The organism is Caballeronia zhejiangensis, from assembly GCF_000698575.1.
Classification (GTDB): Bacteria; Pseudomonadota; Gammaproteobacteria; order Burkholderiales; family Burkholderiaceae; genus Caballeronia; species Caballeronia zhejiangensis.
The window spans coordinates 88,604-102,142 of record NZ_JFHD01000022.1 but is presented as its reverse complement, the minus strand read 5'-3'; the positions used below and the strand labels follow the sequence as shown (position 1 = coordinate 102,142).

Annotated in this window: 19 protein-coding genes and 1 tRNA gene; 1 reads left to right on the top strand and 19 read right to left on the bottom strand. The window is 60.9% G+C overall.

Features of this window, described 5'->3' with window-relative positions:
* Positions 1–96 precede the first annotated feature (96 nt).
* The 7 genes from BG60_RS24295 to BG60_RS24265 all read right to left on the bottom strand — a co-directional run bounded on the left by BG60_RS24295 (position 97) and on the right by BG60_RS24265 (position 5,188).
* A tRNA-Thr gene (locus tag BG60_RS24295) sits at positions 97–172 on the bottom strand.
* Between the two features lie 18 nt (positions 173–190).
* Positions 191–673 (bottom strand): ClpXP protease specificity-enhancing factor, encoded by a 483-nt coding sequence (locus BG60_RS24290; RefSeq protein ID WP_008344157.1) that lies wholly within the window; start codon positions 671–673, stop codon positions 191–193.
* 62 nt (positions 674–735) lie between these two features.
* Positions 736–1,347: a glutathione S-transferase N-terminal domain-containing protein gene (locus BG60_RS24285; protein ID WP_008344155.1), complete on the bottom strand. Its 612-nt coding sequence runs from the start codon at positions 1,345–1,347 to the stop codon at positions 736–738.
* A 93-nt stretch (positions 1,348–1,440) separates the two neighbouring features.
* On the bottom strand, positions 1,441–2,196 hold the full coding sequence (locus BG60_RS24280; protein WP_008344153.1) for a cytochrome c1: 756 nt from the start codon (positions 2,194–2,196) through the stop codon (positions 1,441–1,443).
* Positions 2,197–2,219: 23 nt separating this feature from the next.
* Positions 2,220–3,602: a cytochrome b gene (locus BG60_RS24275; protein ID WP_008344152.1), complete on the bottom strand. Its 1,383-nt coding sequence runs from the start codon at positions 3,600–3,602 to the stop codon at positions 2,220–2,222.
* Positions 3,603–4,223 (bottom strand): ubiquinol-cytochrome c reductase iron-sulfur subunit, encoded by a 621-nt coding sequence (petA, locus tag BG60_RS24270; protein ID WP_008344151.1) that lies wholly within the window; start codon positions 4,221–4,223, stop codon positions 3,603–3,605.
* 218 nt (positions 4,224–4,441) lie between these two features.
* Positions 4,442–5,188 carry a Nif3-like dinuclear metal center hexameric protein gene (locus tag BG60_RS24265; RefSeq protein ID WP_008344150.1) on the bottom strand — a complete coding sequence of 249 codons (747 nt, stop codon included), beginning with the start codon at positions 5,186–5,188 and terminating at the stop codon, positions 4,442–4,444.
* A gap of 20 nt (positions 5,189–5,208) precedes the next feature.
* Between BG60_RS24265 and BG60_RS24260 the strand changes: the two genes are divergently transcribed.
* A complete protein-coding gene (locus BG60_RS24260) occupies positions 5,209–6,426 on the top strand; it encodes a S1C family serine protease (protein ID WP_008344149.1) in 1,218 nt (405 codons plus the stop codon).
* A 97-nt stretch (positions 6,427–6,523) separates the two neighbouring features.
* Here the strand turns inward: BG60_RS24260 and tatC are convergent, their stop codons facing one another.
* From tatC to hisB, 12 genes are all read right to left on the bottom strand, one after another.
* A complete protein-coding gene (tatC, locus tag BG60_RS24255; protein ID WP_008344148.1) occupies positions 6,524–7,300 on the bottom strand; it encodes a twin-arginine translocase subunit TatC in 777 nt (258 codons plus the stop codon).
* A 44-nt stretch (positions 7,301–7,344) separates the two neighbouring features.
* Complete coding sequence (tatB, locus tag BG60_RS24250; RefSeq protein ID WP_008344147.1) at positions 7,345–7,872, bottom strand: Sec-independent protein translocase protein TatB; 528 nt, start codon at positions 7,870–7,872, stop codon at positions 7,345–7,347.
* A 36-nt stretch (positions 7,873–7,908) separates the two neighbouring features.
* The gene (gene tatA / locus BG60_RS24245) at positions 7,909–8,145 is read right to left on the bottom strand and encodes a Sec-independent protein translocase subunit TatA (RefSeq protein WP_008344146.1); all 237 of its coding nucleotides are present in this window, start codon (positions 8,143–8,145) and stop codon (positions 7,909–7,911) included.
* A gap of 155 nt (positions 8,146–8,300) precedes the next feature.
* Complete coding sequence (locus BG60_RS24240; RefSeq protein ID WP_008344145.1) at positions 8,301–8,663, bottom strand: histidine triad nucleotide-binding protein; 363 nt, start codon at positions 8,661–8,663, stop codon at positions 8,301–8,303.
* A 30-nt stretch (positions 8,664–8,693) separates the two neighbouring features.
* Positions 8,694–9,086: a DUF4870 family protein gene (locus BG60_RS24235; RefSeq protein ID WP_008344144.1), complete on the bottom strand. Its 393-nt coding sequence runs from the start codon at positions 9,084–9,086 to the stop codon at positions 8,694–8,696.
* A gap of 32 nt (positions 9,087–9,118) precedes the next feature.
* Positions 9,119–9,487, bottom strand: coding sequence for a phosphoribosyl-ATP diphosphatase (locus BG60_RS24230; protein ID WP_008344143.1), 369 nt, complete (start codon positions 9,485–9,487; stop codon positions 9,119–9,121).
* Positions 9,484–9,876 carry a phosphoribosyl-AMP cyclohydrolase gene (hisI, locus tag BG60_RS24225; RefSeq protein WP_174447750.1) on the bottom strand — a complete coding sequence of 131 codons (393 nt, stop codon included), beginning with the start codon at positions 9,874–9,876 and terminating at the stop codon, positions 9,484–9,486. The genes BG60_RS24230 and hisI overlap by 4 nt, the downstream gene beginning before the upstream one ends.
* Positions 9,877–9,892: 16 nt before the next feature.
* A complete protein-coding gene (gene hisF, locus BG60_RS24220; RefSeq protein WP_008344141.1) occupies positions 9,893–10,666 on the bottom strand; it encodes an imidazole glycerol phosphate synthase subunit HisF in 774 nt (257 codons plus the stop codon).
* A 77-nt stretch (positions 10,667–10,743) separates the two neighbouring features.
* On the bottom strand, positions 10,744–11,496 hold the full coding sequence (gene hisA, locus BG60_RS24215; protein ID WP_008344140.1) for a 1-(5-phosphoribosyl)-5-[(5-phosphoribosylamino)methylideneamino]imidazole-4-carboxamide isomerase: 753 nt from the start codon (positions 11,494–11,496) through the stop codon (positions 10,744–10,746).
* A gap of 152 nt (positions 11,497–11,648) precedes the next feature.
* Positions 11,649–12,290 carry an imidazole glycerol phosphate synthase subunit HisH gene (hisH, locus tag BG60_RS24210; protein WP_008344139.1) on the bottom strand — a complete coding sequence of 214 codons (642 nt, stop codon included), beginning with the start codon at positions 12,288–12,290 and terminating at the stop codon, positions 11,649–11,651.
* The gene (locus BG60_RS24205; protein WP_008344137.1) at positions 12,287–12,907 is read right to left on the bottom strand and encodes a YchE family NAAT transporter; all 621 of its coding nucleotides are present in this window, start codon (positions 12,905–12,907) and stop codon (positions 12,287–12,289) included. Before BG60_RS24205 ends, hisH begins: the two co-directional genes overlap by 4 nt.
* Positions 12,908–12,948: 41 nt before the next feature.
* The gene (hisB, locus tag BG60_RS24200; protein WP_008344136.1) at positions 12,949–13,536 is read right to left on the bottom strand and encodes an imidazoleglycerol-phosphate dehydratase HisB; all 588 of its coding nucleotides are present in this window, start codon (positions 13,534–13,536) and stop codon (positions 12,949–12,951) included.
* Between the last annotated feature and the right edge of the window lie 3 nt (positions 13,537–13,539).

Sequence of the window (13,539 nt, the reverse complement as noted above, 5' to 3'; positions counted from 1 at the left end):
GTTTTTGAAACGTTTCTTATCGATTCGACCTACTCGTCTTCCCGACTCAAAGCAAACGGGTCGTGCGGACATCGCACGACCCGTCGACATAAGTCTTGGTGCCGGCTGCAGGACTCGAACCCGCCACCTGATGATTACAAATCAACTGCTCTACCAGATGAGCTAAGCCGGCGAAGCACGGAATTCTACTTCATTTAACGACTTTGAGGTGAGACCTCGCAGGCGATTTCGAATCGTCATCCGCTGCAGTTTGCGCATCCTCTTTCGGCGCGGTGTCTGCGGGTTCCTCGATCTGCCGCGTATCGCGCTCGGCCGATCGCGCGCCCACGGGAGCGCTCGTCAAATCCGAGCCGGAATGCGACTGCTCGACCGGGAACGCCATCCCCTGTCCGTTCTCGCGTGCGTAGATAGCGAGCACGTTCGCGACCTGCACTTCGATCTTGTGTGACTTGCCGGAGAAACGCGCGCTGAACTCGATCCACTCGTTGCCCATCTGCAACTGGCTCGTCGCCTCGAAACTGATGTTCAACACGATCTCGTCGTTGCGGACGAACTGGCGCGGCACGCGCGTAGCCGCATCGACCCGAACGGCGATGTGAGGCGTAAAACCATTGTCCGTGCACCATTCGTACAGTGCGCGCAACAAATACGGCTTGGTGGAAATCTCTTGCATCAACTTTCCTCTGTCGGAATGCGGCCGCGCAACGCGCGCCGCCGCGTCCCAACGCACTCAAACTATCGACGCATCACCTTTTCGGAAGGCGTCAGCGCTTCAATATAGGCCGGACGGCTGAAAATCCGCTCGGCGTACTTCATCAACGGTGCTGCGTTCTTCGACAGTTCGATGCCGTAGTGATCCAGACGCCACAGCAGCGGCGCAATCGCGACGTCGAGCATCGAGAACTCCTCTCCCAGCATGTACTTGTTCTTCAGGAAGATCGGGGCGAGCTGCGTGAGGCGATCGCGGATCGCGCTGCGCGCCTTCTCGTGATTCTTCTCGGCGGCCTTGCCCTTTTCGTTTTCCAGCGTGCCGACGTGAACGAACAGTTCCTTTTCGAAGTTCAGCAGGAACAGGCGTGCGCGGGCGCGCTGCACCGGATCGGCCGGCATGAGTTGCGGATGCGGGAAACGCTCGTCGATATATTCGTTAATGATATTCGACTCGTACAGGATCAGGTCGCGCTCGACGAGGATCGGGACCTGTCCGTAAGGGTTCATCACCGCGATGTCTTCCGGCTTGTTGAACAGGTCAACGTCGCGAATCTCGAAATCCATGCCCTTTTCGAACAACACCAGCCGGCAGCGCTGGGAGAAGGGGCAAGTAGTGCCGGAATACAGAACCATCATGTTTTTAAAGTTCCTTCAGTAAACTCGAAGGGCCGGCCGCGGCGTTTCCTCGCGGAAAACGCCGTCGCGCCGACCCACGCCTTCGAAGGCGCGCTATTTGATATCTTTCCAGTATGCCGCGTTCAGGCGCCACGCGAGGAAGCTCAAGAACGCCAGGAACAGCAAAACCCAGACGCCGAGCCGCTTGCGCGTCTGCTGCGCGGGTTCCGCCATCCACGACATGTACGAAACGAGATCGGCCACAGTTGAATCATAATCCACGGACGACATGGCACCAGGTGTAACCTGAGTGTAACCGACGAATCTTCGTACCTTTTCGCCCGTCTTTTCGTCCGTATCGGTCTCGAATTTCGCGTCCCGGACGCCTTGGAGCGTCCAAAGCACGTGCGGCATGCCGACGTTTTCGTAGACGCGATTATTCCAGCCGGTCGGCCGCGTCGGATCGTGATAGAAACTCCGCAGGTACGTGTAGAGCCAGTCCCTGCCGCGCGCCCGCGCTTCGACGGACAGATCCGGCGGCGACGCACCGAACCACGCTTTCGCATCTTCCGGGCGCATCGCGATCGACATCGTGTTGCCGACCTTGTCCGTAGTAAAGAGCAGATTCTCTCGAATCTGCTTCTCGCTGATGCCGATATCGGTCAGCCGGTTGTACCGCATCAACGTCGCGCTGTGGCAATTCAGGCAGTAGTTTACAAAAACTTGTGCGCCGTGCTGCAAGGACGCGAGATTGTCCGAACTGTCGGGCGCCCGATCGAGCACCGCTTCTTCCTGCGCGAACGCCGGCGGTGCGCAGAACGAGAGCATCGCCGCACCGATCATCGCTATTGTAGAGAGCCATTTTTTCATCGTATTCGTCTCCGGACGTGCGCTCAGTGAGGTTTGTAGTGCACTCGCTCAGGCGGCGTCTTGAATTTGCCGCGCGGCGTCCAGAAAGGCATGCCGAGGAAGAACGCGAAGTAGATCAGCGCGCAGATCTGCGCGATCAGCGTCGCGGCCGGCGATGGCGGTCGCGTGCCCAGGAAGCCGAGCATCAGGAACGCGAACACGAATATCGCGTAGAAGACCTTGTGAAAGAGCGGCCGATAGCGAATCGACTTCACCGGACTGCGGTCCAGCCAGGGCAGGAAGAACAGCGACACGACCGCCGTGCCCATCACGACGACGCCCCAGAACTTCGATTCCGTCAGCGCCATGAAAACCAGCACCACCGCGGCGAGCACCGGCAGGCCGAGCTTCCATTTCCCGCGCGCCTTGACGAGCGCGAGCACGCCGAGCAGCGCGATCACGATCATCAGCACGATCTTGAACGGATCGGTCGTCGCGCGAAGCATCGCGTAGAACGCGGTGAAGTACCACACCGGCGCGATTTCCGGCGGCGTCTGCAACGGATTGGCCGGCACGAAGTTGTTGGCTTCGAGGAAATAGCCGCCCATTTCCGGCGCGAAAAAGATGATCGCCGCGAAGATCAGCAGGAACACGCACACGCCCATGAAGTCGTGCACCGAGTAGTACGGATGAAACGGAATGCCGTCGAGCGGAATGCCGTTCGCGTCCTTCTTCGCCTTGATCTCGACGCCGTCCGGATTATTCGAGCCGACTTCGTGCAGCGCGACGAGGTGCGCGACCACGAGTCCGATCAGCACAAGCGGAATCGCGATGACATGGAACGCGAAGAAGCGGTTCAGCGTGACATCGGAAACGACGTAATCGCCGCGAATCCACAGCGACAGATCCGGACCGATGAACGGAATCGCCGAGAACAGGTTGACGATCACCTGCGCGCCCCAGAACGACATCTGCCCCCACGGCAGCAGATAGCCGAAGAACGCTTCGGCCATGAGGCACAGGAAGATCGCGCAACCGAAGATCCACACGAGTTCGCGCGGCTTGCGATACGACCCGTACATCAGCCCGCGGAACATGTGCAGATACACGACGACGAAGAACATCGACGCGCCCGTCGAATGCATGTAGCGAATGAGCCAGCCCCACGGCACCTCGCGCATGATGTACTCGACCGAGGCGAACGCGAGCGTCGCATCGGGCTTGTAGTTCATCGTGAGGAAAATACCGGTGACGATCTGATTCACCAGCACCAGCAACGCGAGCGAGCCGAAGAAGTACCAGAAGTTGAAGTTCTTCGGCGCGTAATACTCGGATACGTGTTTCTTCCAGGTCGAGGTCAGTGGAAACCGGCGATCGATCCAACCGGTCAGGCCCGTTGTCTCTACTTCCTTGTCTGCGGTCGCCATTTACGCCTCTCCCTTTTCGTCCTTGCCGATCACGAGTTGCGTCGCGGAAGTGAACATGAACGGTGGAATGTCCAGGTTCTGCGGCGCGGGCTTGTTCTTGAAGACGCGGCCGGCCATGTCATAGGTCGAGCCGTGGCACGGGCAAAGGAAGCCGCCCGGCCAGTTATCGGGGAGATTGGGTTGGGGACCCTCGGTGAAACGCGGCGTCGGCGTGCAGCCCAGATGCGTGCACACGGCAACCGCCACGAAAATGTTCTTGTGATCCGCGCGCGAACGATACTCGTTGTTGCAGTACTCCGGCAACGGCATCGAGAATTCCATCTTCGACTTCGGGTCGGCTACTTCGTTGTCGGCCTTCTTGACGTCGGCCAGCATTTCGTCGGTGCGATTCACGATCCACACCGGCTTGCCGCGCCAGGCGACGGTCATCATGTCGCCCGGCTTCAGTCCGCTGATATCGACCTCGACAGGCGCGCCCGCCGCCTTGGCCTTCTCCGATGGAGCAAACGAACCTACAAAGGGAACTACGGTTGCCACTGCTCCGAAACCACCTGCTGCGGTCGTCGCAATCAGCCAGGTACGGCGGCCGCCGTCGACGCGTTTTTCATCCTTGTCTCGCATCACACGCCCCACTTCTGAGTTGGATTTATACCGTCACATCAGTTGTTCCGCCGTTAGTGTGCGCGAATGGAGTTGGCATTTACAAGGGCTGACTAGCAAAAATCACTCGAAGTGATTGATGCTTCAGGGTTTTCCCCACGTTTTTCGCGCAACATCGTGAAGCGTTCATTTAAGGCAACCGCAAGCGCAGATAATCGCGCCCACAGCTTAATCGGTCATTAAACCGGATTATCGATATCGATAAAAAGATGCTCGATATCGAATTGCTCGGACAGATGCGCGCCCACGGCCTGCACGCCATAGCGCTCCGTCGCGTGATGCCCGGCCGCGATGTACGCCACGCCCGATTCCGCCGCGATATGCATGGTTTGCTCCGAGACTTCGCCGCTCAGATACACGTCCGCGCCCGCCGCGATGGCCTCTTCGAAGTAACCTTGTGCGCCGCCCGTGCACCACGCCACGCGGCGCAATTCCTTGTCTGTGTCGCCGAACACGAGCGGCTTCCTGCCGAGCGCGTTCTCGACCATCGCGCTGAAGTGCTCGAGCGGGAGCGGCATGCCGAGCGTCGCGATCCAGCCGAGATCCTGATTCGCGAAGCGCGCGTCCGCGATCAGTCCGAGGCGTGCGCCGATCTGCGCGTTGTTGCCGAGTTCCGGATGCGAGTCGAGCGGAAGATGATAGGCGAAGAGATTGATGTCGTTGGCAATCAGCGTGCGCAATCTTCGATGCTTGCGCCCGGTGATCTGCGGCGCCTCATTGCGCCAGAAGTAGCCGTGATGCACGAGCACCGTGTCCGCGCCCCACTCCAGCGCGGCTTCGAGAAAGGCTTGCGAGGCGGTCACGCCGGTTGCGATCTTCTGCACGCGGCGCGCGCCTTCAACCTGCAGACCGTTCGGGCAATAGTCCTTGAAGCGGCCGATTTCCAGCAGATTGTTCAGATACAATTCGAGTTCGATCCGATCCATGAATTCCTCTATCCCTTCAAATGCTTAGACGCTTCTGGCTATTTTTTGCCCAAGCGGTCACCGTGCTTTTGGCCCTGATGTTCATCATCGCGACCTTGAAGCCGCAGTGGCTTCAACGTCAGGGTCAATTCGGCAAGCAGCTTGCCGAGCCGATCGTCGCGTTGCAGGAAGTGGCGCCGAGCATCGGCTCGCGCCCCGTTCAGTCGTCCTTTTCGGAAGGCGCGCAAAAGGCGATGCCGGCCGTCGTGAACGTGTTCTCCAGCAAGGACGGCAATCTGCCGCCCGACCCGCGCGCGAAAGACCCGCTGTTCCGCTACTTCTTCGGCGACAAGAACAAGCGCAAGAGCGACGAGCCGCCCGCGTCGAATCTCGGCTCCGGTGTCATCGTCAGCTCGGAAGGTTACATTCTAACGAACCAGCATGTCGTCGACGGGGCGGATCAAATCGAAGTCGCGCTCGCCGATGGTCGCACGTCCAGCGCGAAAGTGATCGGCGTCGATCCGGAAACCGACCTCGCCGTGCTGAAGATCAACATGACCAACCTGCCGACCATCACGCTCGGGCGAATGGATCAGACGCGCGTCGGCGATGTCGTGCTCGCGATCGGCAATCCGTTCGGCGTCGGCCAGACGGTCACGATGGGCATCGTCAGCGCGCTCGGGCGCAATCACCTCGGCATCAACACGTTCGAGAACTTCATCCAGACCGACGCCGCCATCAACCCCGGCAATTCGGGCGGTGCGCTGGTCGACGTGAACGGCAACCTGCTGGGCATCAACACGGCGATCTATTCGCGCAGCGGCGGCTCGCTCGGCATCGGCTTCGCGATTCCCGTGTCGACCGCGCGCAGCGTGCTGGAAAGCATCATCACGACGGGCAGCGTGACGCGCGGCTGGATCGGCGTCGAACCGCAGGACGTGACGCCGGAGATCGCCGAATCGTTCGGGCTGGATCAGAAGTCCGGCGCGATTGTCGCGGGCGTGCTGCAGGGCGGCCCGGCGGACAAGGCGGGCATCAAGCCGGGCGATATCCTCGTGTCGATCAACGACGACACGATCACCGACACGACGCGCCTGCTCAACGTCGTCGCGCAGATCAAGCCGGGCACGTCGGTGAAGGTCCATCTGATGCGCAAGAACAAGGAACTGGATCTCAACGTGATGATCGGCAAGCGCCCCGCGCCGCCGCGCGCACCGCAAATGCCGGATGACGATCAAGGCGATCAGGGCGACGAGTAAAACGCGACGTCCGTAAAACGAAAAGGCAGCTTCGATGGCTCGAAGCTGCCTTTTTCTTATCTCGAACACTCGCTCTGGCGCGACAATACGCCGCACTTTACTCCGCCGCCGGCTCCTCGTTCTTGACCTGTTCCTTGCCGACGACGAGCCGCGCCGCGATGATCCCCGCTTCATAAAGAATGACGAGGGGAATCGCGAGAATGAGTTGCGAGAAAACGTCGGGCGGCGTGACGACCGCGGAAATGATGAACGCGCCGACGATCACGTAAGGACGAATCTGCTTGAGCTTTTGAATCGACACGACGCCCATGCGCGCAAGCAGCACGACGACGATCGGCACCTCGAACGTCACGCCGAACGCGATGAACATCGTCAGCACGAAGCTCAGGTAATTGTCGATATCCGTGGTCATCTCCGCGCCGAGCGGCGCGTTGTAGTGCGCCATCACGCGGAAGATGGTCGGGAACACGACGAAGTACGCGAACGCCATGCCGCACAGAAAAAGCGTATAGCTGCTGAAAACGAGCGGCCCGACGAGCTTCTTTTCATGCTGATACAAACCCGGCGCGACGAACGCCCAGACCTGATACAGCACGAAGGGCAGCGCGATCACGAAGGCGACGAGCATCGTGACTTTCATCGGCACGAAGAACGAGCCGGTGACGTCCGTGACGATCATCTTGCCGTCCGCGGGCAGGTTCTGCATCAGCGGACGCGCCAGCAGCTTGAAGATGTCCGGCGCCCAATACACAAGCGCGATGAACACGACGATGACCGATGCGCCCGCGCGGATGATGCGGTCGCGCAATTCGACCAGATGCGAAATGAACGTCTCTTCGACGGGCTCTTCTTTAGTGTGTTGCGGGTCGCTCACGCCGGCCCTCGGTAGAAATCATCGATGAAGGAATCGCGGCACGCTCAGAAGAACTTCGTCTGCCGGCGCAGGGTGGCGGGCGTGTGGCGAGCGACGCGCGCCGCGCCCGATTGAACCCGCGTGCGACGCGAGGTCGTGCGCTTGTACCAGTTGGGAATCGCCGCCTGCTTCACGCGCCAGTTCTTGCGCCGGGTCGACGTCGATGAAGACGTAGCGGCCCAGGGCTTGTCCGACGCGGCGCTGTCCGCTGAATCAGCGCCGCCAGCGATGCTCGGCGCGACCGACGTGCCGTCTTTCCAGGCATCGTTCAGCTCGGATTCGTGGCGCTTCAACGTGTCGTGAATCGTCGATTCGACATTCGACGCCGCGTTTTCGAACTCGGTCCGCATTTTCTTCAGCTCATCGAGTTCCATCTCGCGCGCGACTTCCGATTTGACGTCGTTGATATAGCGCTGCGCGCGCCCGAAGAGCGCCCCCGCCGTACGTGCGACGCCGGGCAGGCGCTCCGGCCCGAGGACCACCAGCGCCACGACGCCGATGACCGCCATTTTGGTCAGACCGAGATCGAGCATTGAACGAAAAGTGGAGAGTTACCGTCGGCAGACGGATCAGCGATAGTCGCCCGAGCGCGACTTGTCTTTCGCCTCGACGTCCACGGCGCCGTTACGCGGCAGTTCGCGCTGATCGGCCGAATTCGCCGGCGTGTCGCCCTCGCGCATGCCTTCCTTGAAGCCCTTCACCGCGCCGCCCAGATCGCCGCCGATATTGCGCAGCTTCTTCGTGCCGAACACGAGCGCTACGATCAGCAGAACGATCAACCAATGCCAAATGCTTAACGAACCCATGAATGAAAACTCTCCGTGATTCCGCCCCGATTTGGGTACCGATGACGGAAGATCGGCCTGGCGGCCCCGGCCGAGGCACGTCGCCTCGGCTCAACTATCGATTTTGCTCGCCCAATATTTCATTGGAAAGGAGAATGCAAACAAAGATTGCAGCATTACCCCATTCGGCGCCACGGGCGCTCGCCGGCCAGCAAATGCGCGTGGATGTGATACACCTCTTGCCCGCCGCCCGGACCGGTATTGATTACCGTTCGAAAGCCGGTGTCGCCTCCCGTGTAGGAGACACCCAGATCTTTCGCCAACCGTCCGACGAGACTCACCATTCTACCAAGTAGCGGACTGTCACTTTCTGTGCAGTGGGAAAGTGTTTCAATATGTTTGCGCGGAATGACCAGCACGTGCACCGGCGCGGCAGGATTGATGTCGTTGAAGGCGACGAACTCATCGTCCTCATAGACCTTCGTGCTCGGCAGTTGCCCGGAAGCGATCTTGCAGAAAATGCAGTTGTCTTGACTCATTGAGTTGCCGGATTTCGTTGACGGATGTGATCAAAACCACGCGCGCGGTTCGATCGGCTTGTTCTCGTAGAGAAACAGCCAGCCTTTGATGATGCGATAAAGCGTCCAGATGCTGACCGCACCGAGAATCAGAAAGCCGATGCCGATCCAGATCGTCGCGAAACCGATCACGTGGCCCAGCACCGCCCACCAGAAGGTGCGGATCTGCCAGGTGAAGTGATCTTCGTACGGCGTGCCCGCCGCATCGCCGCGCTTGATGTAGTTGAGGATGATCGCGACCAGTCCCGTGAGACCGCCGGTCAGCCAATAGACGGCGTACAAGCCGTACAGAACATGCGTGAACGTGCGCATGTTGCGCAGGCGTTCGGGATCGTTCGCGTTCTGAACGACGGGCGGCGGATAGGGTTCATATTGCCGGTTCATTCGTGCCCTCCTTCGCTGATGCCAGACGCTCGTCAGCCGCCGTTCTGCTCACGCTCGCGCGACTTGCGCAGCGCCTTTTCCTCGATTCCCGACAGACCTTCGCGACGTTCCAGTTCCGCGACCACGTCGGCGGGGCTCAGATCGAAATGGGACAGCATGACGAGACAATGAAACCACAGATCGGCGACTTCGCCGACGAGCGCCTTCGGCGCGCCGCCATGACGGGCGTCCTTCGCGGCAAGCACGACTTCCGTCGCTTCCTCGCCGATCTTCTTCAGGACCGCATCGTCGCCCTTGTGAAAGAGTCGGGAAACGTAGGATTGTTCCGGATCGCCGCCCTTGCGACTGTCGATGACCGAGGCGAGGCGCAGCAGCGTGTCCAGCGTATTGGCTTGCGTCATTTGTAGATGCTTTCTGGGTCTTTCAGGACCGGCTCGACGGCGACCCACTCGCCGTTCTCCGCCGTGCCTTCGAATTTCTGGAAAAAACAGGAATGGCGGCCGGTGTGGCACGCGATGCCCGAAACCTGCTCGACCTTGAGCAGCACCACGTCTTCGTCGCAATCGAGGCGCACGTCGTGAACGTGCTGAACGTGGCCCGACTCTTCTCCCTTGAACCACAGGCGCTGCCGCGAGCGCGAGAAATACACCGCGCGCTTCAGTTCGATGGTCTTTGCGAGCGCCTCGCGATTCATCCACGCGAACATGAGCACGTCGTTGGTCGATGCTTCCTGCGCGATCACCGGCACGAGGCCGTTCGCGTCCCACTTGACTTTGTCGAGCCAGATCATCTGATCGCTCACGGTTTCAAGTCCTCACCGAAATGCCGTGATCGGCCATGAAGCGCTTCGCTTCGCCGACGGTGTGCTCGCCGTAGTGGAAGATGCTCGCGGCAAGCACCGCGTCCGCGTGACCTTCGACGATGCCATCCGCCAGATGCTGCAACGATCCGACGCCGCCCGACGCGATCACCGGCACCGGCACCGCGTCCGACACGGCGCGCGTCAACGCGAGATCGAAGCCGGCTTTGGTGCCGTCACGATCCATGCTGGTGAGCAGGATTTCGCCCGCGCCGAATTCGGCCATCTTGCGCGCCCATTCGATCGCGTCGATGCCCGTCGCCTTGCGGCCGCCGTGCGTAAAGACTTCCCAGCGCGGCGTTTCGCCTTCGGCCGACACGCGTTTCGCATCGATCGCGACGACGATGCACTGCGAGCCGTGCTTGTCCGACGCGTCGCGCACGAGTTGCGGATTCGCGACCGCCGACGAATTCATGCTGATCTTGTCCGCGCCCGCGTTGAGCAGACGCCGCACGTCTTCGACCGCGCGCACGCCGCCGCCGACCGTCAGCGGAATGAACACCTGCGACGCCACCGATTCGATGATCGGCAGAATGAGATCGCGTTGATCGGAAGTCGCGGTGATATCGAGGAACGTGAGTTCGTCGGCGCCCTGATCGTCGTAACGCCGCGCGATTTCGACGGGATCGCCCGCGTCGCGCAGTTCGACGAAATTGACGCCCTTCACGACGCGGCCGGCGGTCACGTCGAGACAGGGAATGATGCGTTTTGCGAGAGCCATGTTCTTGCCACTTACGGAGTAAGGGCGGCGCCGCGGCCGCCCGGAGTGCTGCTCAGATGTGCTCGCGCTCGGGCGTATCAGGCGCCGTCGGCCTCGCGCAGCGCGTCGGCGCGGGTCTGGGCGGCCTTGAAATCGAGATCGCCGGAGTAGATCGCGCGGCCGCAGATCACGCCTTCGATGCCTTCGTCCTCGACTTCGCAGAGCGATTCGATGTCCGCGATGCTCGACAGCCCGCCGCTCGCAATCACCGGAATCTTCACCGCCCGCGCGAGACGCACCGTCGCTTCGAGGTTGAGGCCCTGAAGCATGCCGTCGCGACCGATGTCCGTGTAGATGATCGATTCGCAGCCGTAGTCTTCGAACTTGCGGCCGAGATCGACGACCTCGTGACCGGTGAGCTTGCTCCAGCCGTCCGTCGCGACCTTGCCGTCCTTCGCGTCCAGCCCGACGATGATGTGTCCCCCGAACGCGCTGCACGCGTCCTGCAGGAAGCCCGGATTCTTCACCGCCGCCGTGCCGATGATGATGTACGACAGGCCGTCGTCCAGATAGCGCTCGATGGTTTCCAGATCGCGGATGCCGCCGCCCAACTGCACGGGAATCTCGCTGCCGACTTCATCGAGGATCGCGCGGATCGCGTCGCCGTTTCTGGGCTTGCCGGCGAACGCGCCGTTCAGATCGACCAGATGCAATCGCCGTGCGCCGCGATCGACCCAATGTCGGGCCATGGCCGCCGGATCCTCTGAAAAAATGGTCGCCTGGTCCATATCGCCCTGCTTGAGGCGCACGCACTGACCGTCCTTAAGATCGATGGCCGGAATGAGCAGCATAGGTATCGCGTATTTTCTGGGTGAAGTTGATCAAAACGGCGCGCGTGCGGTCTTTCGTGCCTGTGCCGCGGGCCGTCTCGCTAGTGTAGTACAAGTCTTGCAACGGTCATGCGCCCGTAGTAATAGGCGAAAACGCTAGCGGGCACGGTATTTCACGGGTTCCAGTGCACGAAATTGCGATAGAGACGCAATCCTGCGTCCGCGCTCTTTTCGGGGTGGAATTGGGTCGCGAAGATATTGTCGCGCGCAACCGCCGACGTGAACGCGCTGCCGTACACGGTTTCGCCGGATGTGTGAGCCGGATTGTCCGGCACCACGTAGTAGCTGTGGACGAAGTAGAAGAACGCGCCGTCCGCGACGCCGTCCCAGACCGGATGCGCCTGTGTCTGACGCACGCGATTCCAGCCCATTTGCGGCACCTTGAAGCGCGAGCCGTCGTCCTGCAGCAGACCGTCGAGCTGGAAGCGCACGACCTTGCCGGGCAGAAGACCGAGGCCCTTCGTGTCGCCTTCCTCGCTCCAGTCGAAGAGCATCTGCTCGCCGACGCACACGCCGAGCATCGGCTTTTCGCGCGCCGCCTGCATCACCGCTTCCTGCAAACCGGATTCGGCGAGATGCCCCATGCAGTCGCGCATCGCGCCCTGGCCCGGCAGCACGACGCGATCCGCCGCGTGAATGCCTTGCGGCTGATCGACGATCGCCACGTTCGCTTCGGGTGCAGCCTTCTTCAGCGCCTGGTAGACCGAGCGCAGGTTGCCCATTCCGTAATCAACAATCGCAATCGAAGTATTCATTTCAAAGATGGCATCAAGGCCTTCAACCCGTCGACGATGAACTCCACCGCCAATGCGGACAACATCAAACCCATGAGACGCGTGCCGATGTTGATTCCCGTGCGCCCGACGACGCGCGCGATCGGCTCGGCGAGATTCAGCGCGCCGAAGCACAGCCCCGCGATGATCGCGCCCAGCACGACGAGCCCGAAGCGGTCGTACCAGTGTTGCGCATTCGCAGCATAGACGATCACCGTGCTGATCGAGCCGGGACCGGTGAGCAGCGGAATCGCGAGCGGCACGACCGCGATGCTATTGCGCTCCTCGGCTTCCATGCGTTCTTCCGGCGTCGAACGCGCATTGCCGACCTGCGCGTTCAACATGCTGATCGCCATGAGCAGCATGATGATGCCGCCGCCCACTTCGAACGACCCGACCGAAATCCCGAAGAACGCGATGATCTGCTGGCCGAGCAGCGCCGTCACCGCGATCACGCAGAAGACTGAAATCGAAGCGACGCGAATCGTGTTGCGTCTTTCGAGATCGGATTGCTGCGAGGTCAGGCTGAGAAAAAACGGTATCGCGCCGATCGGGTTGATCAGCGCGAGCAATGAGATAAACGACTTGAACAAATCCATCTTTTTTCCGGCGCAGCAACGCGCCGAACCGGTCAGTCGGCTTAGAGACTGCCTTTGGTGGACGGAATCTGCCCCGCCGCGCGCTCGTCGACTTCGCACGCCATGCGCAGCGCGCGGCCGAACGCCTTGAACACGGTTTCGACCTGATGATGCGCGTTGATGCCGCGCAGGTTGTCGATATGCAGCGTCACGCCGGCGTGATTCACGAATCCGCGGAAGAATTCGATGGTCAGATCGACGTCGAACGTGCCGATGCGCGCGCGCGTGAACGGCACATGGAACTCGAGCCCCGGACGCCCCGAAAAATCGATGACGACGCGCGACAGCGCTTCGTCGAGCGGTACGTACGAATGCCCGTAACGGCGAATGCCCTTGCGGTCGCCGATGGCCTTCGCGATGGCCATTCCGAGCGTGATGCCGGTGTCTTCTACCGTATGGTGATCGTCGATATGGAGGTCGCCATGCGCTTCGATGTCGAGATCGATGAGCCCGTGACGGGCAATCTGGTCGAGCATGTGATCGAGGAACGGGACGCCGGTGGCGAGCTTCTGCTTGCCGGTGCCGTCCAGATCGAGCTTCACACGGATCTGCGTTTCGCTGGTGTTGCGAACGACTTCCGCAATACGCATGGT

Coding starts and splice junctions, on each gene's coding strand:
- BG60_RS24290 (WP_008344157.1), bottom strand. CDS start 673: ATGCAAGAGATTTCCACCAAGCCGTATTTGTTGCGCGCACTGTACGAA.
- BG60_RS24285 (WP_008344155.1), bottom strand. CDS start 1,347: ATGATGGTTCTGTATTCCGGCACTACTTGCCCCTTCTCCCAGCGCTGC.
- BG60_RS24280 (WP_008344153.1), bottom strand. CDS start 2,196: ATGAAAAAATGGCTCTCTACAATAGCGATGATCGGTGCGGCGATGCTC.
- BG60_RS24275 (WP_008344152.1), bottom strand. CDS start 3,602: ATGGCGACCGCAGACAAGGAAGTAGAGACAACGGGCCTGACCGGTTGG.
- petA (WP_008344151.1), bottom strand. CDS start 4,223: ATGCGAGACAAGGATGAAAAACGCGTCGACGGCGGCCGCCGTACCTGG.
- BG60_RS24265 (WP_008344150.1), bottom strand. CDS start 5,188: ATGGATCGGATCGAACTCGAATTGTATCTGAACAATCTGCTGGAAATC.
- BG60_RS24260 (WP_008344149.1), top strand. CDS start 5,209: ATGCTTAGACGCTTCTGGCTATTTTTTGCCCAAGCGGTCACCGTGCTT.
- tatB (WP_008344147.1), bottom strand. CDS start 7,872: ATGCTCGATCTCGGTCTGACCAAAATGGCGGTCATCGGCGTCGTGGCG.
- tatA (WP_008344146.1), bottom strand. CDS start 8,145: ATGGGTTCGTTAAGCATTTGGCATTGGTTGATCGTTCTGCTGATCGTA.
- BG60_RS24240 (WP_008344145.1), bottom strand. CDS start 8,663: ATGAGTCAAGACAACTGCATTTTCTGCAAGATCGCTTCCGGGCAACTG.
- BG60_RS24235 (WP_008344144.1), bottom strand. CDS start 9,086: ATGAACCGGCAATATGAACCCTATCCGCCGCCCGTCGTTCAGAACGCG.
- BG60_RS24230 (WP_008344143.1), bottom strand. CDS start 9,487: ATGACGCAAGCCAATACGCTGGACACGCTGCTGCGCCTCGCCTCGGTC.
- hisI (WP_174447750.1), bottom strand. CDS start 9,876: ATGATCTGGCTCGACAAAGTCAAGTGGGACGCGAACGGCCTCGTGCCG.
- hisF (WP_008344141.1), bottom strand. CDS start 10,666: ATGGCTCTCGCAAAACGCATCATTCCCTGTCTCGACGTGACCGCCGGC.
- hisA (WP_008344140.1), bottom strand. CDS start 11,496: ATGCTGCTCATTCCGGCCATCGATCTTAAGGACGGTCAGTGCGTGCGC.
- hisH (WP_008344139.1), bottom strand. CDS start 12,290: ATGAATACTTCGATTGCGATTGTTGATTACGGAATGGGCAACCTGCGC.
- BG60_RS24205 (WP_008344137.1), bottom strand. CDS start 12,907: ATGGATTTGTTCAAGTCGTTTATCTCATTGCTCGCGCTGATCAACCCG.
- hisB (WP_008344136.1), bottom strand. CDS start 13,536: ATGCGTATTGCGGAAGTCGTTCGCAACACCAGCGAAACGCAGATCCGT.